General features: G+C 42.5%; 29 protein-coding genes. 12 read left to right on the top strand and 17 right to left on the bottom strand.

What is annotated here, in order from left to right; translation table 11 throughout:
* Positions 1 to 151 precede the first annotated feature (151 nt).
* The 7 genes from ACVFI8_RS19375 to ACVFI8_RS19345 form a co-directional block, all read right to left on the bottom strand.
* A complete protein-coding gene (locus ACVFI8_RS19375) occupies positions 152 to 901 on the bottom strand; it encodes a substrate-binding periplasmic protein (RefSeq protein WP_457872380.1) in 750 nt (249 codons plus the stop codon).
* 360 nt (positions 902 to 1,261) lie between these two features.
* Positions 1,262 to 1,960: a VC0807 family protein gene (locus tag ACVFI8_RS19370; protein WP_248711956.1), complete on the bottom strand. Its 699-nt coding sequence runs from the start codon at positions 1,958 to 1,960 to the stop codon at positions 1,262 to 1,264.
* A 210-nt stretch (positions 1,961 to 2,170) separates the two neighbouring features.
* Positions 2,171 to 2,341, bottom strand: coding sequence for a hypothetical protein (locus ACVFI8_RS19365; RefSeq protein ID WP_248711957.1), 171 nt, complete (start codon positions 2,339 to 2,341; stop codon positions 2,171 to 2,173).
* A 130-nt stretch (positions 2,342 to 2,471) separates the two neighbouring features.
* Entirely contained in the window at positions 2,472 to 4,529 is a 2,058-nt protein-coding gene (locus tag ACVFI8_RS19360; RefSeq protein WP_457872377.1) for a methyl-accepting chemotaxis protein, read from the bottom strand.
* Positions 4,530 to 4,816: 287 nt separating this feature from the next.
* Positions 4,817 to 5,821, bottom strand: a complete 1,005-nt coding sequence (locus tag ACVFI8_RS19355; protein WP_248711959.1) for a diguanylate cyclase — start codon at positions 5,819 to 5,821, stop codon at positions 4,817 to 4,819.
* Positions 5,822 to 6,085: 264 nt separating this feature from the next.
* Positions 6,086 to 7,258 carry an MFS transporter gene (locus ACVFI8_RS19350; RefSeq protein ID WP_457873836.1) on the bottom strand — a complete coding sequence of 391 codons (1,173 nt, stop codon included), beginning with the start codon at positions 7,256 to 7,258 and terminating at the stop codon, positions 6,086 to 6,088.
* A gap of 32 nt (positions 7,259 to 7,290) precedes the next feature.
* Entirely contained in the window at positions 7,291 to 7,920 is a 630-nt protein-coding gene (locus ACVFI8_RS19345) for a LysE family translocator (RefSeq protein ID WP_248711960.1), read from the bottom strand.
* 518 nt (positions 7,921 to 8,438) lie between these two features.
* Here ACVFI8_RS19345 and ACVFI8_RS19340 point away from each other — a divergent pair.
* Positions 8,439 to 9,389, top strand: a complete 951-nt coding sequence (locus ACVFI8_RS19340) for a DnaJ C-terminal domain-containing protein (RefSeq protein ID WP_457872376.1) — start codon at positions 8,439 to 8,441, stop codon at positions 9,387 to 9,389.
* Positions 9,386 to 9,691 (top strand): chaperone modulator CbpM, encoded by a 306-nt coding sequence (locus ACVFI8_RS19335; RefSeq protein WP_248711962.1) that lies wholly within the window; start codon positions 9,386 to 9,388, stop codon positions 9,689 to 9,691. The genes ACVFI8_RS19340 and ACVFI8_RS19335 overlap by 4 nt, the downstream gene beginning before the upstream one ends.
* Positions 9,692 to 9,730: 39 nt before the next feature.
* Here ACVFI8_RS19335 and ACVFI8_RS19330 read toward each other — a convergent pair whose 3' ends face one another.
* From ACVFI8_RS19330 to ACVFI8_RS19300, 7 genes are all read right to left on the bottom strand, one after another.
* On the bottom strand, positions 9,731 to 10,807 hold the full coding sequence (locus tag ACVFI8_RS19330; RefSeq protein ID WP_248711963.1) for a GGDEF domain-containing protein: 1,077 nt from the start codon (positions 10,805 to 10,807) through the stop codon (positions 9,731 to 9,733).
* Positions 10,808 to 11,023: 216 nt separating this feature from the next.
* Positions 11,024 to 11,449, bottom strand: a complete 426-nt coding sequence (locus ACVFI8_RS19325) for a hypothetical protein (RefSeq protein WP_248711964.1) — start codon at positions 11,447 to 11,449, stop codon at positions 11,024 to 11,026.
* An 83-nt stretch (positions 11,450 to 11,532) separates the two neighbouring features.
* The gene (locus ACVFI8_RS19320) at positions 11,533 to 11,904 is read right to left on the bottom strand and encodes a SpoIIAA family protein (protein WP_248711965.1); all 372 of its coding nucleotides are present in this window, start codon (positions 11,902 to 11,904) and stop codon (positions 11,533 to 11,535) included.
* A gap of 116 nt (positions 11,905 to 12,020) precedes the next feature.
* Entirely contained in the window at positions 12,021 to 12,335 is a 315-nt protein-coding gene (locus ACVFI8_RS19315) for a cupin domain-containing protein (RefSeq protein ID WP_248711966.1), read from the bottom strand.
* Between the two features lie 26 nt (positions 12,336 to 12,361).
* A complete protein-coding gene (locus tag ACVFI8_RS19310; RefSeq protein WP_248711967.1) occupies positions 12,362 to 13,048 on the bottom strand; it encodes a DUF4336 domain-containing protein in 687 nt (228 codons plus the stop codon).
* Between the two features lie 137 nt (positions 13,049 to 13,185).
* The gene (locus ACVFI8_RS19305) at positions 13,186 to 13,509 is read right to left on the bottom strand and encodes a hypothetical protein (RefSeq protein WP_248711968.1); all 324 of its coding nucleotides are present in this window, start codon (positions 13,507 to 13,509) and stop codon (positions 13,186 to 13,188) included.
* 2 nt (positions 13,510 to 13,511) lie between these two features.
* On the bottom strand, positions 13,512 to 14,003 hold the full coding sequence (locus ACVFI8_RS19300) for an RDD family protein (protein WP_457872372.1): 492 nt from the start codon (positions 14,001 to 14,003) through the stop codon (positions 13,512 to 13,514).
* Between the two features lie 547 nt (positions 14,004 to 14,550).
* On the opposite strand from ACVFI8_RS19300, the gene ACVFI8_RS19295 reads away from it, so the two are divergent.
* Positions 14,551 to 16,161: an ABC-F family ATPase gene (locus ACVFI8_RS19295; RefSeq protein WP_457872370.1), complete on the top strand. Its 1,611-nt coding sequence runs from the start codon at positions 14,551 to 14,553 to the stop codon at positions 16,159 to 16,161.
* A gap of 104 nt (positions 16,162 to 16,265) precedes the next feature.
* Here ACVFI8_RS19295 and ACVFI8_RS19290 read toward each other — a convergent pair whose 3' ends face one another.
* The 3 genes from ACVFI8_RS19290 to ACVFI8_RS19280 form a co-directional block, all read right to left on the bottom strand.
* Positions 16,266 to 16,946, bottom strand: coding sequence for a glutathione S-transferase (locus ACVFI8_RS19290; protein ID WP_457872369.1), 681 nt, complete (start codon positions 16,944 to 16,946; stop codon positions 16,266 to 16,268).
* Positions 16,947 to 17,240: 294 nt separating this feature from the next.
* Entirely contained in the window at positions 17,241 to 17,738 is a 498-nt protein-coding gene (locus tag ACVFI8_RS19285; protein WP_248711972.1) for a hypothetical protein, read from the bottom strand.
* Between the two features lie 181 nt (positions 17,739 to 17,919).
* Positions 17,920 to 19,890, bottom strand: a complete 1,971-nt coding sequence (locus ACVFI8_RS19280; RefSeq protein WP_457872367.1) for an alkyl sulfatase dimerization domain-containing protein — start codon at positions 19,888 to 19,890, stop codon at positions 17,920 to 17,922.
* A gap of 334 nt (positions 19,891 to 20,224) precedes the next feature.
* Between ACVFI8_RS19280 and ACVFI8_RS19275 the strand changes: the two genes are divergently transcribed.
* From ACVFI8_RS19275 to ACVFI8_RS19235, 9 genes are all read left to right on the top strand, one after another.
* Positions 20,225 to 21,151, top strand: a complete 927-nt coding sequence (locus ACVFI8_RS19275; RefSeq protein ID WP_248711974.1) for a LysR family transcriptional regulator — start codon at positions 20,225 to 20,227, stop codon at positions 21,149 to 21,151.
* 153 nt (positions 21,152 to 21,304) lie between these two features.
* Entirely contained in the window at positions 21,305 to 21,730 is a 426-nt protein-coding gene (locus ACVFI8_RS19270) for a hypothetical protein (RefSeq protein ID WP_457872365.1), read from the top strand.
* A 120-nt stretch (positions 21,731 to 21,850) separates the two neighbouring features.
* Entirely contained in the window at positions 21,851 to 22,411 is a 561-nt protein-coding gene (locus ACVFI8_RS19265) for a hypothetical protein (RefSeq protein ID WP_457872364.1), read from the top strand.
* Positions 22,412 to 22,723: 312 nt separating this feature from the next.
* A complete protein-coding gene (locus tag ACVFI8_RS19260) occupies positions 22,724 to 23,221 on the top strand; it encodes a hypothetical protein (RefSeq protein WP_457872362.1) in 498 nt (165 codons plus the stop codon).
* A 65-nt stretch (positions 23,222 to 23,286) separates the two neighbouring features.
* A complete protein-coding gene (locus ACVFI8_RS19255; protein WP_248711978.1) occupies positions 23,287 to 23,628 on the top strand; it encodes a hypothetical protein in 342 nt (113 codons plus the stop codon).
* Positions 23,629 to 23,936: 308 nt separating this feature from the next.
* Positions 23,937 to 24,428: a DUF2798 domain-containing protein gene (locus tag ACVFI8_RS19250; protein WP_457872361.1), complete on the top strand. Its 492-nt coding sequence runs from the start codon at positions 23,937 to 23,939 to the stop codon at positions 24,426 to 24,428.
* A gap of 50 nt (positions 24,429 to 24,478) precedes the next feature.
* Complete coding sequence (locus ACVFI8_RS19245) at positions 24,479 to 24,793, top strand: DUF3861 domain-containing protein (RefSeq protein WP_457872360.1); 315 nt, start codon at positions 24,479 to 24,481, stop codon at positions 24,791 to 24,793.
* Between the two features lie 128 nt (positions 24,794 to 24,921).
* Positions 24,922 to 25,797: an SDR family oxidoreductase gene (locus ACVFI8_RS19240; protein ID WP_457872359.1), complete on the top strand. Its 876-nt coding sequence runs from the start codon at positions 24,922 to 24,924 to the stop codon at positions 25,795 to 25,797.
* A 6-nt stretch (positions 25,798 to 25,803) separates the two neighbouring features.
* Positions 25,804 to 26,133 (top strand): putative quinol monooxygenase, encoded by a 330-nt coding sequence (locus ACVFI8_RS19235; protein WP_457872358.1) that lies wholly within the window; start codon positions 25,804 to 25,806, stop codon positions 26,131 to 26,133.

The raw sequence follows: 26,133 nt of genomic DNA, 5'->3' as shown, positions 1-26,133 counted from the left end.
TAGAGGAAATGTTAAGCAAACATTTAGTGCTCTTTGCAATTTGCAAGATAAGCGATAACCGCAAGGTACATTCAAGAAATATGAGCGTGACAAGGAGGACTTGCCTAGCACAAATCTACATACGCCGCTTCACGGATAGTCGCGAGGGTGACTATTGAAGGTATTTCTCAAAAATCATATCGTAGCTGCCATCTTGCTTCATTGCTGCGAGCGCCTTGTTGTATTCCCTAATGACGATGGAAAAGTCTCGTTTTTTAGTGAATGCTAAATAACTAGGAATGGCTTCTATAGGAGGTGATAACTGCTTTATTCTATGCGCTGCGCCCAGTGTTTTTGCAGTACTAAAAACCACATGCCGATATGAGGGTATCAAATCTACTCGACCAGCCAGTAGTTTTCTAAGATTACTTTTTGAGCTTTGAGCTTCATCAACAGTCTTAAATAAGCCCTGCTCTAAAGCAGCATCAAGCCTTGGACCGTAGCTAGTTGCATTGATGATGCCGATTGAATTATCTGCCAATTGTTGAAGGTCACCATCATAGGTGATGGTCGAATCAATTGAGACAAACAATGCTTGAATCTGGGTTATCAGTACTTCGCTAGTGTAAGTGAGGTATTTCTGTCGTTCATCAGTTAAATACAGGGAGAAGATGCCATCAACAGTGCCTTCTTGGGCAGATTTCAAACACCTGGCCCAAGGCATTAGCTTAATGTCAACGGTGTAACCCGCTCTGGTAAACGCTTGGTTTATAACATCCACTAAAATACCGGTTTGTTCACCGTTTTCTAGATATGAGGTTGGGATACTGCCAGCGGCAGCGGCAAGCACTATTTTTTCGGCGTAAACCTTTTCAGAATGAATCAGTAGCATTGACAATACAAACAGCAGAACTTTAAACATGAGGTTTGCCTTTGGCCACCCAACAAATGATGTTCTTATACAAAGACTTTAAGACATACCACTGATTTTACAAGCTCATCGCCAATTGAGTACCACAGGGCAATTGGTAATCGGTATTTCGGCCCTTACAGCGGTAGAGAGCATAACACTTGGACCGGCCTACTATAGGTAACACCAGCAAACCAAACCCTAAGCAACATCACCACGATATTTGTCATATTGGGATATACGGAGTTGAATCATTTGTGCGGGGTCTAACCTATCCCTATTGATTAGGCCCCCATTGTTAAGCGTTAGGCCATCAGCCTAATCTCTTCGAATACCACAGCAGTCGAGTCGACAGTACTCCTCAATATAGAGTCATTTCTTAGATGCCAGGACTTCCTCTAACTCAAGCCCCGTTAGGCTATGAATTGTGCGCCACAAGTAATAAAAAATAGCCATCATCATTACCATCGAGGGTAGCGCTATCATCGGGTAACTATAGAGAGTTAACTGGCCAAGCTGTTCATTAAATGCCGACGTTCCAGCTGGGCTAGTCACTAGCCATTTGGCGAGGATATAGTTCATGCTTGCCGAAAAGGCGAAGGAGCCGGCGACAAAATAGGTGGCCTTTAGTAAGCGGCTTTCAAAGGCAGCACTGCTGTTATGTTCAGCTAAACGTTGTTGGATTTTTTCCACATCCATAATATCAGGGTTAAACAGCAAGGTTTTAACCAAAGGATAAGGGGTAAAGGTAGAGACTAAAACGGCGATGCCTATTACCGCGGGTATAGCCGCTTCTTTAATCGCTAACCATTTTGTATCGAGCTCAAATAAACCAATCCCCCCCGTCAACAAAACACTCACCAAGCCTAGTAAAGCAATGAAGTTAAATTTTCTATATCTGATTAGCTCAAAAAGCCCCCACCCAAGAGGGAAGGCCAGCGCAGCAATCAAACCTCCACTCGCGCCTAAGGCATCGTCGCCACTTAATTTCATGAGTATAAAAGACGGTAAAACGATACTGACGATGAGATCAACTAAAGGACGAGGCTTATGCGTAGGAGAACTTTTCATGGCTTCTATATGTTGTTGCAAATTGAGTTGAAAGGTTATAGCGAATTATGAGCAATGAAACAACCAGCAAATAGCGGCTGATTTTTCATTTAAGCACTCATTGTCATGCAATCCTGCGCTACAGACAAAGAAAAACGTGATGCCCCACGGCTGGTATTCTCTGTAGCCTACAGCTGCTTAGCTACGTCAAAAAATGACTATCAGTTACCGCTAGTCTTTTTTATCAAGGGTGATTTCAATGGTTTGACTATTACCCGCAAACCATTTCTGAACATACAATGAGCCCAATATAGGCGCCGTTCCCTCGTCGGGGACTTCCTTATAGCGAACGCTGTTTTTAGTTTCTTTCTCGATTTCAAACCTTATCACTTTCTTTGACATTGGTGTTTCTCATTAAGTTATTTTATGTCTAGACAATGGTCTCTAGCTTAAGTGCTCTCGCCGCCAGAGCCAAACGTTGTTGAGTATTTTTTAGTTTTGATACCAACGTAGGCCCTAGCTTATAGCCGTTCTAGCTCACCAGCTTAAACTTGCCTACATTGTTTTCTTGCTGATTAGATAACGCATTTAGGCGCTGCCCATCGGCGGCTAACCCATCTAAGGTCAAGCTATTTTGTTTTGCTTGTGCAGCTAAAGAGCCCATTTCAATGGTGATTTTTTCAGCGCCTTCGCGTTGCTGCTCGGTGGCGGTACTAATACCGTGCGACATATCTCGCAACTTTTGTATGTCGCTACTAACCGCGCTAATAGCTTGTGACAAGTCACCGTTTAGATGCAAGGTTTCACTCATCTTACTGCGACTCTCACCCATCAATTGCATTGACTCACTTGCTTGATTTTCTAAACGATTCATCACTTTAGAAATTTGTTCGGTTTGCTCGGCGCTACGCTGTGATAACAATCTCACTTCATCGGCGACCACCGAGAAACCGCGACCATATTCACCAGCTCGCGCAGCCTCAATGGCAGCATTTAAGGCGAGTAGATTAGTCGCATCGGCAATTGAACGAATGACACCCAACACCGCTTTTATACTTTCTACATCGTTGAGCAAGTGCTCCATTGCGTCATGGGTACTATCAATATGCTGACTCAAGGCTTGAATAGTCTGCTGGTTATTTTGCATGACCGTTCGGCCCTTTTTAAGTCTATCATCTGCACTTTCTGTTTGATGAAATGAGTCACTGGCAATACTAGCAATGGCTTGGCTAGCCTCAGCCATTTGCGCAATGGCGGCACTAAGACTTTCTAAACTGGTGTTCTGATTATCGGTTTTACCTTTAATTTCACCAGTAATGGCAACATTACTGGTCGCCATGCTTTCTAGCTCGTTGGTGACGAGCGCAATTTCTGTCAGTGAATGATTGGTATTGGCTGCTACCTCATTGACCCAGCCAGCCACTTTGGAAAACTCGCCATTCCAGTTATTTTGCATATGTAAAGTAAAGTCACCTTTAGCCATCGCCCGAGTCACCGTAGCTAAGTCATCAATGGGCCGCTTAATTAAACGGTTAATCGAAATACAAGCGCCAAGCGCTACCAACAATGCGATTAAACCTGCAATAGTGGCACTTAAACTCACTGTGTTTACCAGCATTTCTGCATCATTAACCATGGCACTTGTTTGTAGATCGATTCTCCCGACTAATTGTTTTAATTCATCAATTTGACCGTTTATCTCAGCCTCCAAAACAACCCGTTTGAGTCCTACTCGCTCAACACTTTGCTTATTGCTAAAAATACGTGACAGCAGGCCTTGATCTTCTTTGATATGCTTAGTTATAAATAGCCAGTTTCTTTGGATGTCGGCATGACTAGATATTTTGCCCACTTCAATTTCTAAGTCAGAAAAACCAGCTTCTAATCGCTTGGTATTTTTTCGAATATAGCTAATTAGTTGACTGACAGTATCGGGGTTATCTACTGAGGCTAACTCAAAAGCTTTTAACTGTACCCGTTGTGAAGTCGCCATGAAGCTGCGATAAATATCTCGTATGTATTGATCCTCTAGCGCATAAGCTTCTACTTGATAACCAATATCGTTGTATAACTCGGTAGATTGCAAAACAAACTGATTAAAAATTTTTGTTAATTCTACATCTTCAACATAACTTTGGGTTAAGGCTTGATAAACTTGAGAGAGCTCTTGGTCAAGCTGAGTAAGCATTTTCAGGGACGCCGTAAACGTCTCAGCATTACCGTTTTGGCCGTGGCTCAATGAGGCTTGTATCGCTTGCTCTAGCAGGTGTTGGGCACTACCTCGCTGTTGTTGCCATTGTGCAAAAAGTTGATCCAACTGTAATTGATCTTTAGAGGTTAAAATAGCGAGCACTAAATAATTCATTTGCAAATAAGACGCCTCAACATCAGAGGCATTTTGCAGGGCAACCAATGAAGAATTAGCCAACTCTTGATTACGGTTTTGAATATTATTTAAACCAATAACGGCGATTAAAATTGCCATCACAAAGGTAGTCGCAATAATGGCAACCACAGCGACCACCTGCCTAGCGATAGATATCGTTTTGAGGCGACCAAAGAAAGCCGATGATTGAAAATTGCTAAACATATTGCGCTCCACTAGCGATGATTCAAAACACTTCCCAGTGTATTTAGGGCTAACTTAGCGATGCAAATTCCTTTAAGCAATCCTATTTAAGCGCTTTTATGTTAATGATCAAAAAATACATATTCACTGATAACAAATTGATAAGCATATTTTAAGCTTTTGATTTTAAAGATCAAAAATAACACAGGCGTTTTTTGGGGGACGAAAACTAAACGAATACTACCGATAGAACAAACCAGCTTATTAGCAAGAGAAGTGTGGGCGTTCTTTTATTCGGCAACAGACAACTACTGATTTAATACTTGTTCAACGTTCCTACAATATTGTTGAATAGTTTCTTCTGCATTTAATTGCCCTGTAGGTTCCTGCGCTAAATGTTGCATTAAGTCTTTTAAGCAAAGCACAATAGTACAATTTCTCCCTAGCCGTTTTGCTTCATATAAAGCCACATCAGCCCGCTTTATAGATTCCTTAATATCTGAATTTTGGCACAACTGCGTGATACCAAATGAAGCCGTTACACTTAGCGGTTTACCTAAATGGGTGATAACAGAATTAGCGAGCTTTATTCGGATCCTCTCGACGGCTTGCGTCGCTTCTTGCAAGCTCATATCAGGCATAACAAATAAGAACTCTTCTCCACCAAAGCGAGCCACAGTGTCGTTGCGCCTTATAGACCCATTAAGCACAGCTGCAGTATGCTCTAAAACCACATCGCCAACATCATGCCCGTAACTGTCATTGATATCTTTAAATCTGTCGATGTCGGCCAGCACAATACAACAGCAGGAATCTTCAAGGCCTTCTAGCCGCCGCTTTTCGTTAGCTAAAACAACATCAATAGTTCGTCGGTTTATCAGCTTGGTAGTGGTATCAAATTGATACTTATTCACCAAAGAAAATTCAAAAATGTCTAGTACACTCGCAACAAAATCATCTTGGCTTAGATGAAAGTCTTCGAGTTCTTTAGCACTCACTAAGTCATTTTGAGCAAAAGAAGACAACAGCCTAGCGGCCGATTTATGCAAGCCCTGATGAACATGATCTAAATGTCCGAAGGCATCAGCTTGAATCAAATTATCTTGTGAAAGCTGCCACAACCAGCGACCGAACTTACAATAATGGTGGGCGTGTTTATCAGTAAATTCAGGATCGACTAATACCTGGCGTAGCACCAACGAAGCGCTAATTTTGTGAGCCCATCGTCGATGCGCTAACAAGGCGTCTTTAATATCATTAGAGGGCACCCCAAACGCTTTTTTCTCCACACGCCCGAGTAAACTTTGGTGCATCACCTAGATCCTTCTTTACGTTCAAACTACCAGCAAGTAAGACAGCCTTGTCTTAATGGGGTAACAGTTATCCTGCTGTGAAACTAAATTATAGTAGAGCATTGATAACAAACTGTGCTTTACAGCATAGTTAAACAAAACTAAAAAACAATAACGTCACCCAAACGTAGCAACACCGCTATAGTCCATAACAAACTGATACTGTTAAATTTACGCTTATTTATTCACTTAACCACTATACCCGTCATAAGTATGTAAACGCCTTTAGCCTAGTATAGTTTTGGTGGCTAATGTCGTTTCTTGGTGTTGCTCCGGATGACGAGGCACCAAAAAAGAAAATGCTAAAGACGCTACCGCGATAACCGCCCCCAGCCAAAAGACCAAAGACGGCGAATACAACCAAACCAAGCCCAATAGTGCCGGCAATATCACCGCCGCAATATGATTAATGGTAAAACTAACCCCCGCAGAACTGGCAATATCGGCTGGGTCAGCAATTTTCTGGAAATAGCTTTTTATGGCGATAGCCATAGCGAAGAACAAATGGTCAACAATGTATAAACCGGCCGCCCACTCTGCCTGCTCAACTAAGGCATACCCTGCAAACACAAACACTAAGCCTGTGTATTCAATCATCAAGGCGCGGCGCTCGCCAATACGCCCAATCATCTGACCTATCTTTCCGGCAAACAAGATGTTTAATACTTGGTTAGCTAAATAGAGCAAAGCGATATCAGACACCGAATAACCAAATTTTTCGACCATCAAAAAGCCAGCAAATACCACGAAGATTTGTCTACGAGCGCCACTTAAAAATACTAAAGTATAAAAAAGCCAGTAACGCTGGCGCAAAATCAACCGTTTATGTTGTTCATGTTCAGCGGTGTAATGCGGAAAACGCAGCGCAATAAACAATACGGCTAATATCGTCATACCCCCAAACATCGCATACAACGACACATACTCGAAACGACCATATTCTAGCAATGACCATAACAAGCTATAGGCCAATACTGCCGCTGCGCCTTTTACTGCAAGTGCTTTCCCCATAAAAGCAGGCGTTTCGTCTTTAGGGATCCACTGTAAAGTGAGCGATTGGTTTACCGTTTCGAAATAATGAAAACCTATCGACATTAGCACCGTTGTAAAATACAAACCGTAAACGCTAGGGAAAAAACCAGTCAGGGTAATACCAATGGCTAATACCAATAAACTGAGTAAGGCAAAGGTCTGCTCTTTTAATATCAACAATACAAAAATGGCGGTAAAAGCCAAAAAGCCTGGGATTTCACGCAGGCTTTGCAAGATGCCAATTTCACGACCAGTAAATTGGGCAACTTCAATAGCAAAGTTATTGAGTAAGACCATCCAAATAGAAAAACTAAATGGCATCAAAAATGCCATCATCAACAAAAGTTGCTTCTTAGAACGTTGCATCATAATCCTTGGTATCTAATAAAGAAGCGTGCTTAACTAAGCTCAGAAAACGCTAAACGAACGCCAAAACCAGCAAACACCCCACCTAATATTCGGTTTAACCAAGTTTTGGCTCGCCTGCTGGTGTGTAATCGCTGGGATATAGACGCACTTAACCAAGCTAAAATATGCCCCCAAATCATCGCGTTTAGATTAAACACTAAACCTAAAACGACAAATGCTAAGGCTTTATTTGGCTCTGCAGCATCGATAAATTGAGGAACAAACGCTAAAAAAAACAGCGCGACTTTAGGGTTTAAACTGTTGGTAAGAAAGCCTTGGCGAAAGATTTTTGAGTACTTACTCGCCGAGAGTTTAGTTGGCAGCTGATGTGGCTTGTGACTCAAAGCCATAGCAAACCCCATATACAGTAAGTAGATACACCCCAACACTTTAACAACGGTGAAAGCCATAGCTGAACTAGCAAGAATGGCCGACAAACCAAAGGCGGCCGCGCTAATATGCACAAATGTACCCGCCCCAATACCCAAAGCGGCTACCGAACCAGCTTTAAACCCCTGACTAGCGCTGCGCGCCGCAATATATAATGAATCTGGGCCAGGTATTAAGTTTAGTAATATTCCTGATACCACAAACAACCAAAACTCGTTTATCCCTAACATTACACGACTCCGTTAGCGTTCTCGCCCATTCGCTCAAGCAACAAGATTAACATGACGATTTATAAACAAACTAAGAAAAAATGCCAGAGCAACATTTTTAGCTAGCGATATTTTACAATACCCGTTTTTACACTTAAATAGAGGTATGCCGCAGCACTTATTTTGTCTACAGATACGCCCTCTAAACCAGATAGTTTGTTTATCAAAACGCTGGGACAGCAATGATAATAAGAAAACGGCTCTCTCAATGGACTCTCAGGCGCCAACGACAGGGGCCTGAAGTATTACACCGCAGCACCCTGCCTAACTTCCACACTGGTTGGAATACCCGAAAAGCTTTAGAAAAATACGAATACTGTATGCCACTATATCGCGATTTGAGCATATAAAGCCTCCAGAAAAAGCCTTAAGCACCTACACTTAAACTAGCGACTAATTAAACCCAAGCTACGTAAATAGGCGCTTAGGAACTAACAGATAACAGCTCCGCCCTCAGCCCGTGAACCAAGGATCACAGCATGGAATTTAAAGATTATTATAAAATTCTGGGCGTAACAGCTGATGCGGATAGCAAACAAATTAAAGCCGCCTATCGAAAGCTGGCGTTAAAACACCACCCCGACATGAGCGCGGTGGAGGGAAGCGAAGCCAAATTTAAAGAATCCGCCGAGGCGTATAAAGTACTAAAAAATCCCGAACGCCGGGCTGAATACGACGAGTTGCGTAAATATGGTCAACGTTCAGAGCAAGAGTTTACCCCTCCCCCTGGTTGGCAAACCAATCAACAAGCACACGCTAATGAGCAGCAGTTTGACGGCGATTTCTCAGATTTTTTCAACTCGATATTTGGCCAGCAATCTTCCCATTCTCGTCAACATACAAGAGCCCCGTCTGGGCATCAACGCGGTCAAGATGTAGAGATTGAACTTCCAGTATTTTTGGAAGAAACCATTCAACAGCACAAAAAAACGGTTGAGTACCAGTTGCCGCATATTCGAAATGGTCAACTTGAGCACATTGATAAACACCTAAAGGTAACGATCCCCTTGGGGGTAAGTGATGGAGAGAGGATCCGCGTTGTAGGTCAAGGCAAGCCTAGCCCCACCGGCGGTAAGGCAGGCGATTTATATCTGCATATTCGCCTAGTGCCGCACCCCTTATTTGATGTGCAAGGTCATAATTTGCTAGTTTCACTACCGCTAGCCCCTTGGGAGGCAGCCCTAGGGACTAAAGTCACCCTGCCAACCTTAGAAGGAAGAATCCATTTATCTATCCCGCCGAATACCCAAGCAGGTAGTAAGCTGCGCATAAAAGGCAAAGGCTTAAAAACCAAAAACATTAATGGCGATTTGTTCGCAGTGGTCAAAATAACGATGCCTTCCGAAGCCAATCAACAAAGCCATCTATGGCAAGAGCTCGCGAAAAACAGTGATTTCAATCCACGTTCCGAGTGGGAGGTCTCTTCATGAGTAACACCTTATTACATATTTCTTTTAGAGAGCTTTGCCAAGTAGACGGCCTAGAAAGTGACCAGGTGATTAAGCTTGTTGAATACGGCATTGTTCAACCAATACAAGGTAATACGCTAGATGCTTGGGTATTTGACGCCAACAGTGTGCACTGGATTAAAAAGGCCGTGCGTATCTATCACGACCTTGAAGTAGACTGGGTAGCCGTTGCCTTGGCGGTAAATTTAATGAAAGAAAATGAAGCGTTAGCTAAACAAAATCTAAGCTATCAGCGGCAACTCGCGCGACTTATAAAGCCATAGTGCAGGCCTTCATTAAAGCTATAAACCAAACCGCCAACACTAAGCGGAATACAACTGCACGCAGTTTCGCCCTTGATCCTTTGCTAAGTAGAGTGCTTTATCAGCTTGCTGTAACAGATCTTTAAGTGTTTGCTCATGGTGTGCCGACGCCACTCCAAAGCTAGCAGTGCAGGTAAATGAACGCTCGCCAACAATCGGAATTAGATGCTGTGATACCTGCTCTCGCATACGTTCTGCGACGTTTTTAGCTTGCTCTAAATGGGTGTTGGGCATGGCGATAACAAATTCTTCTCCACCGATACGAGCGAATAAATCTTGCTCCCGACAAATCGCCTTAATCTCTTTACTAATTTCGACTAAGCACAAATCTCCGACTACATGTCCGTAGCGATCATTGATATTTTTAAAATAGTCAAAATCGAGTAATACTAAGCTAAAATCAAGGCGTAATTTTTGCGCTTGCTCTAGCATATTGTTGCCTTTAGAGAAGAAGCAATGACGATTAGCCAAACCGGTTAAAGAATCAGTTGCGGCCTGTTGAGTGAGTTTTTTCTCGTTGGCTTCTATTTGTCGCGCGAAGATGGTTAATACGAATACCACTTCAATCATATTCACCAATATAACCGACTGATACAACAAATGATTAGTGGCCTCATCCAATACGATGAGTGGGTTTAGGTTTACGGTATTTTCACAGTATAAAAATAGTCCGACTGAAGCGGCACTTAAAGCCAACATTTCGCGACGCTGGTTAAGTTCAAATAACAAAAACGCCCCCGTTGGTACTAGAAAATAGTAAAGATGAAAACCACTGGCGTTGGTAACATACACGTTAGTGCATATTAATAAATGCACCATCAATACCGAAAAGAACCAAGTTTTCGCCCCCGACACATGCCCTTTACGCATAAAAGCTAAGGTAGTTAAATAGGCCAAGGTGAAGCCAAAGTTAATTAAAGCAACCTGGGGATTATCCAGCAATAACCAATAGTTTATTGAATACAGACCCGAAATAACGGTCGTCAATAAGCTAATAATATTGGTGAGTTTTATCCGGCTAACAGCTGAAAATGATCGCCCTTGGGCCCCCACATTTATAAGTGTTCTAATATCCATATTAATCTTCTGAACGTCCCTTTGCGCCATCAGCGTAACATAGAAATAGGCGACAAAATGTTTGATGTCGTGTTTTTATGAGCTGTGAATAAGCAGTCAATGTCGCCAATAATTACGTTAAAAGTCAGTAAAGTGCGTTAAGTTTTGATTTTTAGATAATTACAAGCAAGTACTACCGCAGCGACTGAGTAATTAATTAGAAAAATAAATTATTGGCTACTTGGGCATTTCTACACGCAAGTGTCCCTGTTGGGCTTGGCTTAGATCCACCTCAAATCGTTGCGGTGACCAACCGTGTACTTTATCGCGGGCTTCGATGAATACCATTGAACCCTGCGCAGGGTGTGGCACATTATTTAAACTGCGAGTGAATGGCTGCTCGTTAACATGCGGGTGCAGCAACTCTCGTTCGGCCAATACTGTGCCTTTGGTATCCACCACCCGCCACATATTTGCATAGTGATCCCAGCCACTATCCTGATGTAATAGCGATACATCTACCTTCCAGCTACGCTGGCCATCTTGAGTAAATTCGGCGGCCACAATGGTGACATCGTTGGCAAATGCAGTAGTGATTGAAACACTGCAAAGAAAAGCCCCCACCAAGGTCACACCGCGTACCTTAGATAAATAAATTCGCATTGCTCTACCTTATTGAGTGTTTCACTCTTTTCTTCACCCTAGCAGCTAATCACCGAATTATGTAGTAAAGCTTGTAAAGTGGTTTAGTTATCGCCGACTAACCATTGCTCTGCGAACGCCACTTGATTCATATCAAAGGCCTTAATGGTTAAACCAGGTATCAACTTACCTTCTAACTCGCTGATAGTTTGCACCCATTGTTTGTCGCACAACACTGCTGCACGATCAAATTGACGAATCATCTTAAACATCTCAGGAATACGAGAAAACTCAACGGCTAGTGCGCTTAGAGTAGGCACCGCAAATTCTTTTATGCGATATAGCATTAGACCCTTTTCAATGCCTTGCGCCTGAATGCTTAGTTCATCTAAAGCAGCTTTCATTTCTTTACTGTCTAGCTTGCCGCCGAACTCTATATCTAAGCGATTATCTGCCACCCTTGTTACTGTAAACATCACTATTCTCCAAGGCATAAGTACTATTTATGATGTAAAGATAGCCGTAAATGCCCAGCCTAATAGTGCGCTAGATCAGAGTTATGAATGTTTGAAAGTTGATTGAGTTAAAACACTTAACAGTAGAAAATCGCTAACCAAATAGTGGCGCCATGTTGCGCTGTTTTAGCCACTTTATGTTTAGTATGTGCAGGGATCGTGACATAGTCACCTTTAGCTAAGTGTAACGCTGTGCCATCTTCAAATACCAAGATGGCATTACCCTCTAATACCACCACCCACTCATTCTCAGCTTGGTCATACCATCCTTGAGCTGGTGAACGCTGTCCGTAGGACACAATGCGCTCTACTCGAACATTTTCACCACTAAGCAAGTCACTAAAATGTTCGCAACTCACGTCATCAGGAAGGTTGGCAAAAAGATTCAACATGGCAGTAGCCTCTTAAATTAGACCTGCTAAATAAGCCAAGAGAATGAACGCGTTAAGAAAGTCATTGCTTCGCGATCTACTATCACCCCGTGAGCCATCACAATAACGGTAGGTTTCCAGCCGAATATCACTGATAAGTGCTTGCGCGCTGTAGTCTTTCCAAACATAAAACTTAAGCGCCAATCTATCGGCATTTTACCGTTTGGCGCTAATATCCCTGTTGCTTTAGCGAGCACTCGCTGCCAGTAACTAAAGTTGTCGCCAGAGAAATTTTCAATTAAGTCGGTCACTATCAACGCACCCGATGCTCGGTGAAAAAACACGCATTCTTCCATAAAGGGTGATCCGGTAAACAGCACTTGATCTAACTCTTCCGACCAAGGCCACAATGGCTGTTCGTTAAAAGAGGCATCAAACACTAAATCACTGCGTTTTTTGATCAGCTCAGGTGTTCCATAGCTCTTCGCATTTGGATAGGCGGCTTGCCAGTCGGCCAAAAATAAATGATGTAAGTGATTGGGTGCAATAAGATGGCTGACCCTACCCAGTTGCTCGACTTGCGTTTGAACATCCTCAGTCAGTTCAATTGGACTGTGCACCCATAAGTCACCATTAGCTAAGCGAATCACTGTCATTCTGGTGGTGTAAGGTAAGCCCAAAAACGGCACCGCTTTACCATTAAAAATCCATACCTTATCGGCAAGACAGTCCATTTTAAATCCTCAATAAGTTCTCACTAGCAATGCGCATTGAAAGGGCTTAACGCCCCGTTTGGCCTAGCTTTTCCCTGTTCCTTACCTTGCTATTTTAGCTCGTGAACTACAACTGCGCTGTAACCACTAACGCGGTGCTATAAAGGGTTTTCTCGTAATACCTTTTTTAAGCTTTTTAACAGTAAGTGACTGCTAATTTCGCTAACCGCCACCCTAGAAATCAGTACCCCTAAGAAAATGGTCACCATCAGCACCCACACTGGATAACTGAACAACAAATAGCTAGCCACCGGCAAAAACAATATGAAAATCATACGTATTAATACGGCTATATTAGTGAAAGTAAGAATTTTAAAGCCTGAGCAAGCGTCATCATGAGCTTGCTCAAGTAGATCAAATTGCTGTTCTCTTTTTAAATGCGAAATTTCGCTAAAATAATCAATGTAGGCTTTTATATTCATAGTTACTCATGTGCGTGAACGCTAACTGGTGATAATGCCGCATTACCGGCACAAGCCGATACTGTTGCTTGTTGTGTATATTCTTGCTTAATAACGATGGTACCTGCAATAAAATCATGAAGCGCACGTTTACGTTTATTACACAGTAAAACCAAAAACTCACACCATATCCAGCCCTCGCTGGCTAGAGACACCGCCCCATGCCATGCGGGAAATGAAAGGAGAATATACTCATTACGCTCCATCCAACCAGCATTCAAATAGATATCTGGGTTAACCTTCGTTAGCGCGACGATATGAGCGACTACGATCAAAAAAGCAAACAGCAAATCCACAGAAGATCTTAGCAAAACCTGCTTAAAACCAATCTTTCCACCATCGGGTAACGTAATTTTGATGCCAACGGCAATTTTCCCAAGAGTTGCAGCAAATTTGTAGTGAAAAATAATCGAATACACTGAAAAAAGTAGGCTTGAAATAATCAATGTTATCAAGGCACTCGTAAGCGAAATCCCTTAGGTAAAATGAAAAATCACCAGAAATGGAACGAAAACAAGGGTGTCAATAATCGCAGCGACCAAACGTTTCCAAAACCCAGCGTAAACTTGATCGTTGTTTACTTTTAGCGGCAAGAACTCCATGACTTATCCTTAATCAAAGCGGCGTAATATCCTCGCTTGTAAAAAAATCCCTTTCAAATAAGCGATAAAGATTAACATTGAGCCCCATGAAAATCAGCTGATTGGCGCTAAAAGTGACAAATAAGTCAGAATAACAAGAAGGTATCGCAAGATGGGGATTTCAGCTGCTTGTTGATTAGCCCGCCCTACTCACTATCAAACCATCGGCCGAGCGAAGGCAGCAAAGGCGTACAACATCCTTCACTAACTGTTTGTTATAGTGAAACTAAAGCTAAATAGTGTTCAAACAACGTACAACTTAACTCGACATTGGTCACACTTTTCTTTATAGTGCGCCCCCTTATACGCATACCTTTGCGTGCTTGCTTCACGGCTTCATTGACCATCTCAGGATTACCTTTTGATTTCTACCGCAAACATCACCATGCAGTTTGGCGCTACGCCTTTGTTCGAAAATATTTCAGCCAAGTTTGGTAACGGAAACCGTTACGGCTTAATTGGCGCTAACGGTTGCGGTAAATCAACCTTTATGAAAATCCTTAGTGGCGAACTGGCACCCAGCTCAGGCAACGTGTCTATCACTCCAGGTGAAACAGTAGGCACACTAAGCCAAGACCAGTTTGCTTTTGAAGAGTACTCGGTCGTTGATACGGTAATTATGGGCGACACAGCCCTGTGGAAAGTGAAGCAAGAGCGTGACCGCATTTATGCCCTGCCTGAAATGTCAGAAGAAGACGGTATGAAAGTAGCCAACTTAGAAACTGAGTTTGCAGAAATGGACGGTTACAGCGCTGAAAGCCGTGCTGGCGAAATCTTACTAGAAGCGGGTATTGCCGAAGAGTTTCACTACGGTTTAATGGCTCAAGTAGCACCAGGTTGGAAACTGCGCGTACTGTTAGCCCAAGCTTTGTTTGCTAACCCAGACATTTTGCTACTCGACGAACCTACTAACAACTTGGATATTCATACCATTGAATGGCTAGGCACGGTGCTTAACCAACGTAAATGCACTATGATTATAATCTCGCATGACCGTCACTTTTTAAATTCAGTATGTACCCACATGGCCGACATTGACTACGGCGAGTTGCGCGTCTACCCAGGTAACTACGAAAAATTTATTGAGGCTTCATCATTAATTAGAGAGCAATTGCACAGCGAGAACGCTAAAAAGAGTGCAGAAATCGATGAACTACAAGCCTTTGTAAACCGCTTTTCTGCTAACGCATCTAAAGCGAAACAAGCTACCTCGCGGGCTAAACGCATGGAGAAAATCACGTTAGACGAAGTTAAATCGTCTAGCCGCAGAACCCCATCAATTAGCCTAAGCCAAGATAAAAAACTACATCGCCAAGCCTTAGTGACCGAAAACCTAGGCCATGGCTTTGAAGATGAAACCCTATTTAACAACGGCAATATTATTTTGGAAGCGGGTGCCAAACTAGCAGTAATTGGTGAAAACGGTGCGGGCAAAACCACTTTTTTACGTTGTTTAATCGAGCAACTTCAAGCTAACAACGGCACAGTAAAATGGTCAGAAAATGCTGATATTGGTTACTGCCCTCAAGACAGTACTAGCGATTTTGATAACAATTTAAACTTGTTTGATTGGATGTCACAATGGCGCAGCGCTAAACACGACGATTTAATGGTGCGTGGTTTGTTAGGACGCCTACTGTTTACCGCCGACGATTTTAATAAAAAGGCCAAGGTATGCTCAGGTGGAGAAAAAAACCGCTTGTTGTTTGGTAAATTAATGCTACAAAACCGCAATGTACTAGTGATGGACGAGCCGACCAACCACTTAGACATGGAAGCGATTGAAGCCCTTAACAGTGCCCTAGAGCTTTACGACGGTACGCTTATTTTTGTTAGCCACGATCGTGAGTTTGTATCATCATTGGCTACCCGCGTAGTAGAAATAAAAGATCAGCAAGTGGTTGATTTTCAGGGTACTTACGAAGAGTACTTGGCCAGCCAAGAACAACAGCTAAAAGTCGCCAATGGTTAAACCTTATTTGGCTTAATGGTAGCGCGCTCTACTAACAAAAAAGCTCAAGCATTTCGCTTGAGCTTTTTTGTTATTCATGGTCAGCAAAACGGCTAATGTGGCAGTTAATAAGACTCACCAAATACTATCGCTTGCTGAGTATCTAACCACAAAGGGTGCTTAAACATTGCCTTAGAGAACAAACGGCTCTGTAGGTGGCGGTTTAACCAAGCTTGTAAATGGGTATACGGACCTTGTAAGTAAAGCTGGCGATTCACTTTAGAAAACTGCCGAACAAACGGTAATAAAGCGTAGTCAAGCAAACTGGGGTGCTGGCCCATTAAAAAGTCCTGCTGGCTTAAACGCTGGTCTAGCTGCTGAATGAACGGTTCGCACCGCAACCTGCAGGCTTCCAAATCTTGGTGATGATAACGTTTTGCGTCTTTATAGTTCTCTAAATCAGGTTTGAAATATTGGTCATTATAGGCAATTAAATTAAGCATTTCTGGCAGAGCATCAGTTTGCTGGGCATACAACAAATTTTCAGGGTCATTGCGCCTTAGCGCCCACAACATGATGTCGAGGCTCTCATCTATAACCTGCGACGGAGTATCAAGCGATTCGCTGGTCGACTCAAGCACTAATACTGGCACCGTGCCTTTGGGCGACACAGCTAACATTTCATCTGGTTTATTCTTCATTACAATTGGCCGTAGTAACACCGCTTGTTTAGCCAACAAAATAGCTAACCTTGCTCGCATGGCATAAGGGCAATTTTGCAAAGAATATAGAATCGGTAGAGTCATGATTAAATACTTAAAAGGTCGCTTACGCTGAGTAAACGCATCTATTCAGATAGCATGTATAAAACTCAACGGCATTATTAATACCTATGCTAACAGTTTAGCCTTATCCGCGCATTGTTGACTCTCCACAGCGCTCAGCTCAATAAACACAGCCATTAGAATAACCCGTCAGTATAGGGCTATTCAGAAAGAACCTAAGCGGCACCAACAAACAGAGTGAAATGACCCGCCAATAAACTGTGAAAGGTATGCTTGAAGCTCACGTAATCAAACTGCTCAGCCTAAACAGCTCACTTATTCTGAGTCTGGAAATAGCGCCGTCAACCACAGCTCTAAAGCGTCGGCTTCATCACTACTGCCGTTAATTTTTACTAGGCCAAAGTGTTTTGCCTGCCGCCATGACAATACATTGGAAGCTAAGGCATCCAATACGTCCAAATCTGTTATCAACAATAAATCTTGCTCGGTAATCGATGACTCGCGCGCTGAAATAAGCACTCCATTTCCAACTGTAACGTCACTGTAGTGCCCTTTTGTCGCTTCAAAGATACTAAAGTTCTGTTTATTTTCATGGGGCTTATTGAGCGCTTTTTTAAAAGACAACAACTCCACATTTTCAGCCTTATTCACATTCCCTAAAACATTAAATTTTCGTATATCAACAACATTGCCGAACACCTCTAAAGAGCCCGGCTCCGAGACAAAACTAAACCCCGTGCCCTGATGCATACCACAAGCATTAGCATTGGGTGAAGCGATCATAAGAATAAGCAGTAAGTGTTGTAATTTCATAATTATTACCTCAGCGGCATGGTGTTAATGGATTTGGTTAACGTTACAAGTAGAGTAAAACAGCGATGTGTCGAAGAAGCTCTGCAAGCTCAGAAAAAGGGACCATGTTGGTCCCCTTTATTGCCTTAAACTTCACTTAACAATGCTTAATCAATTAAAATTAATCATCGCTAACAGACATTTAGCGAACGATAAGCATGAGATCTTTTGGTGCCGTTGGTTTATCAAAATAGCTCATGAACAGACTAAAACCTTGAATGTCACCATTGCTAAATACAAAGTCTCCAGTCTGTAGATTTTTACCTATAACTTGTTGCGCGTTTGGACCCGCCATCAAGATTTGGTTTAGCACTGCACGGCTAGTGTTAATTTCAACATCAGCGCCTTTTATTGCAGTGTCATGCAATTGAGCAATACCATTACGAATTTCAATAGTAAATGACTCCTTAGTATCTGCAAACTTGTAGGTCATTGCCATTTGCACGTCTAAGGTGTTCTCAGCGATAAGCGTAGATGTCATCATGTCAAAGATTTGCTGGCTTGGCAGTGCCGTTAGTACATCTACCGATGCAAAGCTAATCATGTTTGAGAAGTCACGAGTACCTTCTAACTCTGCAGCTGCGTTTAGACCCCAGTTACGCCAGTTGATGTTTACTTGATCTGCAGCCCACGCTTTATAAGCAGACGCTTTCAGTTGACGAACTTCTGTGTCGTTTTTATTCACGGTAATTGGATAAGACAAAATCTCAGCAGCAAAGGTGTAGTTCTCAGCGTCGATTGCGGCCTTAGCAGTCTGAATAATATTGTCGCGGCCACCCATAATTTCCACGAATGCTTTAGCGCGTTGCTGGTAAGCCATTGGCTCTAACTGCCATGGATCAGCTTCAAAGAAACCGTTGTAACCCACATAAATCTGACGAACAGCATGAGCCACTGTACCGTAATGCTCACCTAACCACGGGTGCTCTGCTAAGTGCTTAGGTAGCTTAACCACTTCGACTAACTCATCTGGGGTCATGCCTTTATTCATGAAACGAATCGTTTGGTCATGAGTGTACTGAATCGCATCTCGGTAAGCGGTTAATATGCCAGCGACGGCTTCTTTACCTTCTACCGGACGGCCATGAGAGTTAATCATTATTTCAGTATCAAATTCACGCATAACATCGATACCCTTGAACCACATCGCAGGATCACGGAACTTAGTACCACGGATAGTATGAAGATTAGGGAAGTTTTCGCCTTGCAGTACTTCTGCGGCATGTAAAATCTTCTGCTCTGGCAAGTAAACCACTACTTCATCTTTGGTTTCAGACGGCACATTAACAATTTCTAGTTTAACGCCTGCAATGGTGATATCTAATCGGTCTTTAAGTACTACGTTTGGCTCAATGAACGAAATATCTCCTTGCATGAAGCGAGGACCCAAACCATCGTTTACTGTACCGTGTTCGCCTTCCTCAACGTGCTTAGCGCCAGTATAAGAAGTACGGTGCCCAAACAATGTACCAAGGTTAGAAGACCAGTTAGCGACTGCCGCAGTTAAGCCTTCTTGAGCGATAATTTTAACATCGCCAGACTCAACTTCAGCATCGGTTGCCCATGCTCGCACACCTGAAATGTGGTCGATGTGGTTATGCGAATAAATAATAGCTTTAACCGGCTTATCAGTAATCTTGCGGAATTGCGCCTTTACCGACTCAGCCATTTGAACCGACTCGCCTGGATCAACAATAATAATGCCATCATCACCTTCGATCATAACCGGTGTATCTAGGCCAAAGCCGTAACCTAGGTACACATTATGATCGACTTGGATAATCGCTTGGTCCATTTTACGGCCATGTTTAGTCAGGCTTGGATGCACGTGTTCTGACTCTGCGGTGTACGCCAAAGATTCACCGGTTGTAGACAGCACTTTAATGCGCTCGCCCTTGCCCCAGAACAAATTAGATTCATGTTCGAATAACGTCTCACTCTTATAGCGAGCATTAAGATCGATATTTTGGTACTGAGCAGCAGAGCTAGTTTGCAGCTCTTGACCAACTGTTGATGCTGCTTCTGTAACTGGCGTTGCGGCAGCAACACTTGACGCAAATAGCGTACTCGCTATGGCTATTGGCAGAGCCATTATCTTGAACGAACTAGTCATGGTGACGACCTTATATTTTGTTGCAAACAATAGAATTTTTTAATGGGGCTAATAGTAGACATCTATAACCAACGGAACCACAGGCTAAAACGAATTCAATTCATCGTAATTACGATGAGTTATATATCTATCTATATTTCTATTTCTATTGCAGCACTGCCCTTCTCACCCTGCTATAATTAACTTAATCAGCATTGTTCATTCAAAAGCTAATCAATTATGGTTTGTTGTAGAGCTGAGTAAAAAAGGTGAGAATAGTTTTAAACATCGTTTTTACGATGATTAGAGTAGCTTTTAAGTTCACACAACATTGGTACACTAAGAGCAGTTAGCGATGAACAACGATATACCCAATTTTAATTTACTGGCGATATTTGCTGCCGTGATGGAACAAGGTAGCTTAAGTAAAGCGGCTAAACACTTAAGTACCAACCAATCTACGATCAGTACCGCCTTAAGCCGATTGAAAAAACAAATAGGCCAAGATTTGTTTATTCGAAGTGGTCGAGGAGTCGTGCCAACGGCTTACGCCTCTAGCTTATATGCACAGATTCAACACCCCATTCAGCAGCTCAATCAGGTGTTTCAGGCTATTGGCGATTTTGACCCAGCAGTATCTAAACGCCAATTTGTGATGACGGCTCCAGAGCACCTGCAATGGATTTTACTCAATCAATTTGCCAACAAAAAGAACAAAGACATCCGTTTAGAGATTTTCGACCAACCCGATGACGATGAGAAAATGTACGATGGATTGCTTACCCAACAGTTTGACGTAATGATTGATATTTTCCCTCCCAGCCATCCCAACATTGAGTCTCTGCAGTTATTTGAAGGGGATTTTGTGATTGTTTGCCGTAAGGGCCACCCTAGAATTGAGGGTAAGCTCAGTGAGTCTCAGTACATGGAAGAGACGCATATTCTTTTAGAAAGAACCCGAAACAAAGTACGTAGCTTAGGTCACTATACTACGATAGATGTGAGTCAACGAAAGGTCGCTTATCATGGGCGCTCACTATTCAATAACCTCGTGTTATGTAGTCAATCTGATTACATAACAGTAGTGCCTTTATCGATGGCCCTACAGTTTGAAAATCACCTGCAACTGCAAGTATTCAAACCACCTTTTGAGTATAAAAAGGTCTCTAACTACCTCATTTGGTTAAAAAAGCTAAATCACGAACCAAGCCATAAGTGGTTTAGAAACGAGTTAATAGACATCTCAACAAAAATTGTGGCTCGAATGAACAATACATTTTGAAAAACCGCTTAAGCGAGTCTCTGTCTACATGGATAAACCTTACCCCACGCATACACTAAATGTTTACTTATAAAAGACACAATGACTTATGGTTTTTGGATATGATATAGGCAAGGCGATAAATACTAGGTGTTACTCATTCAGGGAGGAATTGTGCTTAGATCGTTAACGTTCTATTGGCCCTTGTTGTCTTTCGCAATTATCTTGGCCGCATTAAGTAGCTATTTGGGGAGTATCGATGAGCCTAATTGCAACGTTTTTTTTGGGTATAGCGCTTCAATATGGTCGCTAATAATGTTTTGCTTCGGTTTTCCATTATTGCTAGCGGTTGGCTCCGCCTACAGCTTCTATGCTGGTTGCTACTCCCTTAAGCAAGGGATCTATCCGCCCACCAACGTTCCTTCTCTGGGCATAAAAGTCCAGACGGGGTGGACCGCTAAACTACGAGCTTTAGTCGCCTTGTTATTTCCCATTTTAGCGGTGGCAATTATAGTGCTAGGTATCCATACCTTTGACGACGTCTTAGGCAGTCAAAGTTTACCCACATTACAAATGAAACTTGCGGGTAAGTGTAGCTAGCAGGTAAGCTAGCCAAGATATCGAGTTTAGTAAGTCTGTCATTGTCTTGTTTAAAAACACCTCGCTTACCCGTTCGGTGCTTTACCCTTAGCTCATTGCTTATTAGGAGTTATGTTATACATGGAAGCGCTATTTCGTTTACTGCAAAAATACGCAACAGGAAAGATCATAAGCGGGTTGTTTGTATTAACTATGTCCGTTTATATTTCAATGCTGGTTTATTCGATACCTGCTGTGTCGGCATACTCTCCAGGCATGGCACTCTTTGATTTATCCCCTTCCGGCTACTCATATACTTACGCAAATGATTTGTTAAGCTCGTTAGGAGAAGAAGGACGCCACCTTTATCTGTCGGTTCAGCTACCATTAGATTTTATTTATCCAGGCTTATTCTCTATTACATACTCATTGTTGCTTGTTTGGATAATTGGCAAAACACAGGCAGAAAATTCAAAAATCCGCTACTTTGCATTGGTGCCTTTTATGGCGGGTGTATTCGATTACCTCGAGAACATATTCATTATAAAAATGATAAGCTCTTTCCCTGATTTACAGGTCTCATCAGTAAAAATTGCCAGTGCATTTACTCTGCTTAAAAGCAGTTTTACGATGGCATTCTTTGTCTTGTTAATTGCTGGTTTTGCCGTGTTATTGAAACAAAAGCTGTCAGCGTCTGATTAGTGGCAGATTGATTTAACGACAAGTCGCAGGGATCTAATGTTGATACTTAAACCTGGTCAATCTCATCGCAAGCGCTAATACGCCTCGATGTTAAGCAATATGGCTGTTGTCATTGCTGACTCATTGGCGTTTAATCATCAAGCTGTTATTTAACCGTGAGCTTCACAGTAAAGACTTACATCTCAATAGTTCATGGCCATGTAGGCCAACACAAAGTACGCTTAGCCGCTTTAACTCAGTCAGTTTCGTCTGGCAAAGTATCATCAAATGCTGGCTGCGAGGGAGTGCAAGTGAATCGTCAAGGAGACAATATTGAACACCAAGCAATGTATGGCCTGCAAAGAAGACATTTTAGCGGAAGCGCTTAAGTGTAAACACTGCCAACAAATTCAGACTAAAGCGGCAAATTTACAAAATAAGCCCGCTTTTAACTACTTAGTTATAGCTATGCTTGGCGCCTTCATCGTCTGGATTTTTTATTACATCATTTCAATGTCTATAAAAGAGCCTACAAAGCCAACATTTGAGATAAGTTCAGCAGAATTTCTGTTAACAGAGTCTGAGGGGGGCCTGAATATACGCTGTATTGGAGAAATCAAAAATCCTACACTTAAAAGGTGGGATGACTTTTCACTACAAGCAGAATTTAAAAATGCTGAAGGGAAAGTCATTGATGTTCTTTACTCTGAACCTCAAGTAACTATTTACCCACAATTTAGCTTTTCAGGCATGGTGTCTGGCGATGCTAGCGCATCAAACGCTGAATATGACTCCTGCGAGTTGGTAGTTGTTAACGCATTTGATTACTAACTCGACCCACATAACAGTGGTGTTAACCAGCCATTGTTTTAAACGACAAGGAGGCAAACCCTAACGTGAAAATCACCCTGCTTATTCTTTCAATGGCATTTTCAGCTATTCAAGCATTGCTATGTTATCTGTGGACTAGAGCAGAAGACAATGCTGCAGATCAATTCCGTCAGTTTATAGATTCAATATACAGTGAAATACCGCCATGGACAGAAACGGCATTTTCGTTAGGTAGGTGGTGGTACTTAAGCGCAATAGCCTGCGCAATGATGGCGATATACACCTATTGGCAAAAATCATCATATATGCACCTATTTCCACCACTGTTAATGGCTATTTTCGGCACTATCGCAATGCTTTATGCTATGTACCCAATCCACCTGATGCTTTTACACGCCCCTTTCTAATATTCGAAGCCAGTATAGTTACTCGGTGTTCGGTGTTCGCTGTTTGAAATGGCTTTTCAGATGCAATCTCTCTTTGTTTATCAGGGCAACGTCGATATGCGAATAGCCATATCAGGCGGCACTATTCCTCGACCATGATTTTCTCCTTACTAAATCCAATGTATTCGCATAGCGAAGAAATTAAACCCGTGTTGGGCAATCTCACTTAGGTCGATCTGCGCTCAACATATGGTTGACATAGTCAACCATATAAATTAAAGTAGACTTTATCAACTAAGTTGAACTGGTTTAAAGTTTGGAGCATAACAATGAATACACCACTAACAGTATCCACCCCGGAGTCTTCCCAAAAGACAACACCACTGATTTACAAAATTATGGTGGTGTTAGTAATGATGTCCTTAATGGGGGGCACGTTAACCGGTGTCATGACCTACATAAACCTTGGTTATACCGACACGTTCTTTAATGATTGGCTGAGCTCATTTCTGCTTGCAGCGGTAACGGTAATGCCAGCAGGTTTTCTAATTATGGCCTTACTAACAAAACTCATTCAGAGCCTACTACCCGATACAAAAGAGCAAACCCGCAATCTTGTAATTGGCATATCGATGGCTTTAATAATGGAGTCTGCAATGGCCTTTTCAACCACTTTAAACAATGTGGGTGTTGCTGACATGTTGATGTTTATCGAAGCCTGGTGGAACGGCCTTTTAGCCGCATTACCAGTAGCCTTAAGCCTTATGTTGGTTGTTTCGATGACAGTAAAACCCAAAATAGAGAACTTTTTAAAAAGCTAACTCAGCCGACATCTATTCACCTATTTTTTATTACTAACAAGGTACTACACATGATCGCTAAAAATAAAAAAGACCGATGCTACCGTTTCACCATTGAAGAAGTTAATGCAGACCAAAAAACAGGAAAAACGCTGCAGTTCGACCTTCAAGACAGAGAAAACTTATTTGATGTGGTGGAAAACCTAAAGCAAGGCAGCGGATTAGAACCGTCACTGGCGACTAAAGTCGGTGTAGCCTTGCGTTTGCTAGGCCCAGTAATGATGCAAAACCGTAAACACCCGTTGTTTATTGATTTTATGCCTCACTTCAAAAACTTTATGCACAATCTAAAAAGCACGGTAAAAAGTGCGGTGAAAGAGAAATAGTTCAGGTGATGATTAACGACCACTCGCACTGGCAGGCCATTGGTCGCCGCTGGTCGATTTTTATCCTAATATATTTATAAAGTAAGCCTTCACTGCCACACTCAAGTCAGGAACAAGAGGAAAACAACATGAAAATAGCCATCACTGCAGCAAGTGGTCAGTTAGGGGCGGCAATTGTAAAAGCCAGCGTAGCATTAATGTCTAAGGAAAACGTCATTGCTCTAGCACGCACTCCTGATAACGCTAAACACCTTGGGGTAGAGGTGCGTGCTGGCGATTACAATAATCCCGAACAACTTGAGCAATCGTTACAAGCTGTGGATGTATTGTTATTAGTCTCAGGGATGGACGCGCCTGAAAAACGAATTGCTCAACATAGAAACGTTATCCAAGCGGCAAAAAATGCAGGACTTAAAAAGATCGTTTATACCAGCGTTCAAGGCGCTGAAGAAAATACCGCCTTTTCTCCTGTAATTCAAAGTAATCGTCAAACCGAGCAGGATGTTCGCGACAGCGGCTTAGAATGGGTGATAGGTCGCAACGGTATCTATATCGAACCAGACATTGAATATATCGATAACTACAAAAAAGTTGGGGGCATTTTTAATAGTGCTGGCGATGGAAAATGCGGTTACACCACTCGCACCGAGTTGGCTTACGCTTACGCGCGAATGCTGACCCAAGATAAGCACAACGGACATACTTATAACTTGCATGGCGATTCAATCACTCAGTATCAACTTGCTGATTATATGAATTTAGCCTTTGCTAGCCACCTGACTTATCGTCCAATGAGCGTTGACCAATATCGCCAAGAGCGCATCGAGGAATTGGGGGACTTTATCGGTAGCGTTATCGCAGGTATTTACCAAGGAATTAGTGAAGGTAAATCAGATAACCCAAGCCAGTTTGAGCAAGCTGCCGGTCGGCCGCATATCACTTGGGATGAATACTTTAATCAACTAAAATCAGCGGCTAACTCGCCCCACCAAACAGCCAACTGAAACACCATGACCCAACTTATATTGAGGGGGGTTATCCTTGTTCCATCAGCGGATCTTGATGCGGTGAACGCTGAGCCCATCAATCACCTGCGCTTAACCCAAGCTGAAGTAGGCTGCGTCACATTTGAAGTTAGCCAATGTGAAATTAATCCGCTGCGATTTGAGGTGTATGAAGTGTTTACCGATAAAGTCGCATTTGAGCGTCATCAAACCAGAGTCAAGGCTTCAAAGTGGGCAAAAGTATCGGTAAATGCTGAGCGTCACTACCAAATCATTGGAACCGAGTCCCCCGCTGGCGGTCATTTCAGCGAGGGGGTTCTGCGAGGAAGTATATAA

The sequence above is a fragment of the Agarivorans sp. MS3-6 genome (assembly GCF_054112545.1).
Note: the sequence above shows the minus strand (reverse complement) of the source record. Positions and strands in the feature narration are given on the sequence as shown.

What these genes read in the sequence shown, in the direction of transcription:
- ACVFI8_RS19375 (WP_457872380.1), bottom strand. Translation starts at nt 901, where the DNA reads ATGTTTAAAGTTCTGCTGTTTGTATTGTCAATGCTACTGATTCATTCT.
- ACVFI8_RS19285 (WP_248711972.1), bottom strand. Translation starts at nt 17,738, where the DNA reads ATGAAATTACAACACTTACTGCTTATTCTTATGATCGCTTCACCCAAT.
- ACVFI8_RS19345 (WP_248711960.1), bottom strand. Translation starts at nt 7,920, where the DNA reads ATGTTAGGGATAAACGAGTTTTGGTTGTTTGTGGTATCAGGAATATTA.
- ACVFI8_RS19315 (WP_248711966.1), bottom strand. Translation starts at nt 12,335, where the DNA reads ATGTTGAATCTTTTTGCCAACCTTCCTGATGACGTGAGTTGCGAACAT.
- ACVFI8_RS19350 (WP_457873836.1), bottom strand. Translation starts at nt 7,258, where the DNA reads ATGCAACGTTCTAAGAAGCAACTTTTGTTGATGATGGCATTTTTGATG.
- ACVFI8_RS19275 (WP_248711974.1), top strand. Translation starts at nt 20,225, where the DNA reads ATGAACAACGATATACCCAATTTTAATTTACTGGCGATATTTGCTGCC.
- ACVFI8_RS19320 (WP_248711965.1), bottom strand. Translation starts at nt 11,904, where the DNA reads ATGTTTACAGTAACAAGGGTGGCAGATAATCGCTTAGATATAGAGTTC.
- ACVFI8_RS19280 (WP_457872367.1), bottom strand. Translation starts at nt 19,890, where the DNA reads ATGACTAGTTCGTTCAAGATAATGGCTCTGCCAATAGCCATAGCGAGT.
- ACVFI8_RS19310 (WP_248711967.1), bottom strand. Translation starts at nt 13,048, where the DNA reads ATGGACTGTCTTGCCGATAAGGTATGGATTTTTAATGGTAAAGCGGTG.
- ACVFI8_RS19290 (WP_457872369.1), bottom strand. Translation starts at nt 16,946, where the DNA reads ATGACTCTACCGATTCTATATTCTTTGCAAAATTGCCCTTATGCCATG.
- ACVFI8_RS19340 (WP_457872376.1), top strand. Translation starts at nt 8,439, where the DNA reads ATGGAATTTAAAGATTATTATAAAATTCTGGGCGTAACAGCTGATGCG.
- ACVFI8_RS19250 (WP_457872361.1), top strand. Translation starts at nt 23,937, where the DNA reads ATGAATACACCACTAACAGTATCCACCCCGGAGTCTTCCCAAAAGACA.
- ACVFI8_RS19245 (WP_457872360.1), top strand. Translation starts at nt 24,479, where the DNA reads ATGATCGCTAAAAATAAAAAAGACCGATGCTACCGTTTCACCATTGAA.
- ACVFI8_RS19335 (WP_248711962.1), top strand. Translation starts at nt 9,386, where the DNA reads ATGAGTAACACCTTATTACATATTTCTTTTAGAGAGCTTTGCCAAGTA.
- ACVFI8_RS19325 (WP_248711964.1), bottom strand. Translation starts at nt 11,449, where the DNA reads ATGCGAATTTATTTATCTAAGGTACGCGGTGTGACCTTGGTGGGGGCT.
- ACVFI8_RS19265 (WP_457872364.1), top strand. Translation starts at nt 21,851, where the DNA reads ATGGAAGCGCTATTTCGTTTACTGCAAAAATACGCAACAGGAAAGATC.
- ACVFI8_RS19365 (WP_248711957.1), bottom strand. Translation starts at nt 2,341, where the DNA reads ATGTCAAAGAAAGTGATAAGGTTTGAAATCGAGAAAGAAACTAAAAAC.
- ACVFI8_RS19235 (WP_457872358.1), top strand. Translation starts at nt 25,804, where the DNA reads ATGACCCAACTTATATTGAGGGGGGTTATCCTTGTTCCATCAGCGGAT.
- ACVFI8_RS19330 (WP_248711963.1), bottom strand. Translation starts at nt 10,807, where the DNA reads ATGGATATTAGAACACTTATAAATGTGGGGGCCCAAGGGCGATCATTT.
- ACVFI8_RS19240 (WP_457872359.1), top strand. Translation starts at nt 24,922, where the DNA reads ATGAAAATAGCCATCACTGCAGCAAGTGGTCAGTTAGGGGCGGCAATT.
- ACVFI8_RS19355 (WP_248711959.1), bottom strand. Translation starts at nt 5,821, where the DNA reads ATGCACCAAAGTTTACTCGGGCGTGTGGAGAAAAAAGCGTTTGGGGTG.
- ACVFI8_RS19305 (WP_248711968.1), bottom strand. Translation starts at nt 13,509, where the DNA reads ATGAATATAAAAGCCTACATTGATTATTTTAGCGAAATTTCGCATTTA.
- ACVFI8_RS19370 (WP_248711956.1), bottom strand. Translation starts at nt 1,960, where the DNA reads ATGAAAAGTTCTCCTACGCATAAGCCTCGTCCTTTAGTTGATCTCATC.
- ACVFI8_RS19360 (WP_457872377.1), bottom strand. Translation starts at nt 4,529, where the DNA reads ATGTTTAGCAATTTTCAATCATCGGCTTTCTTTGGTCGCCTCAAAACG.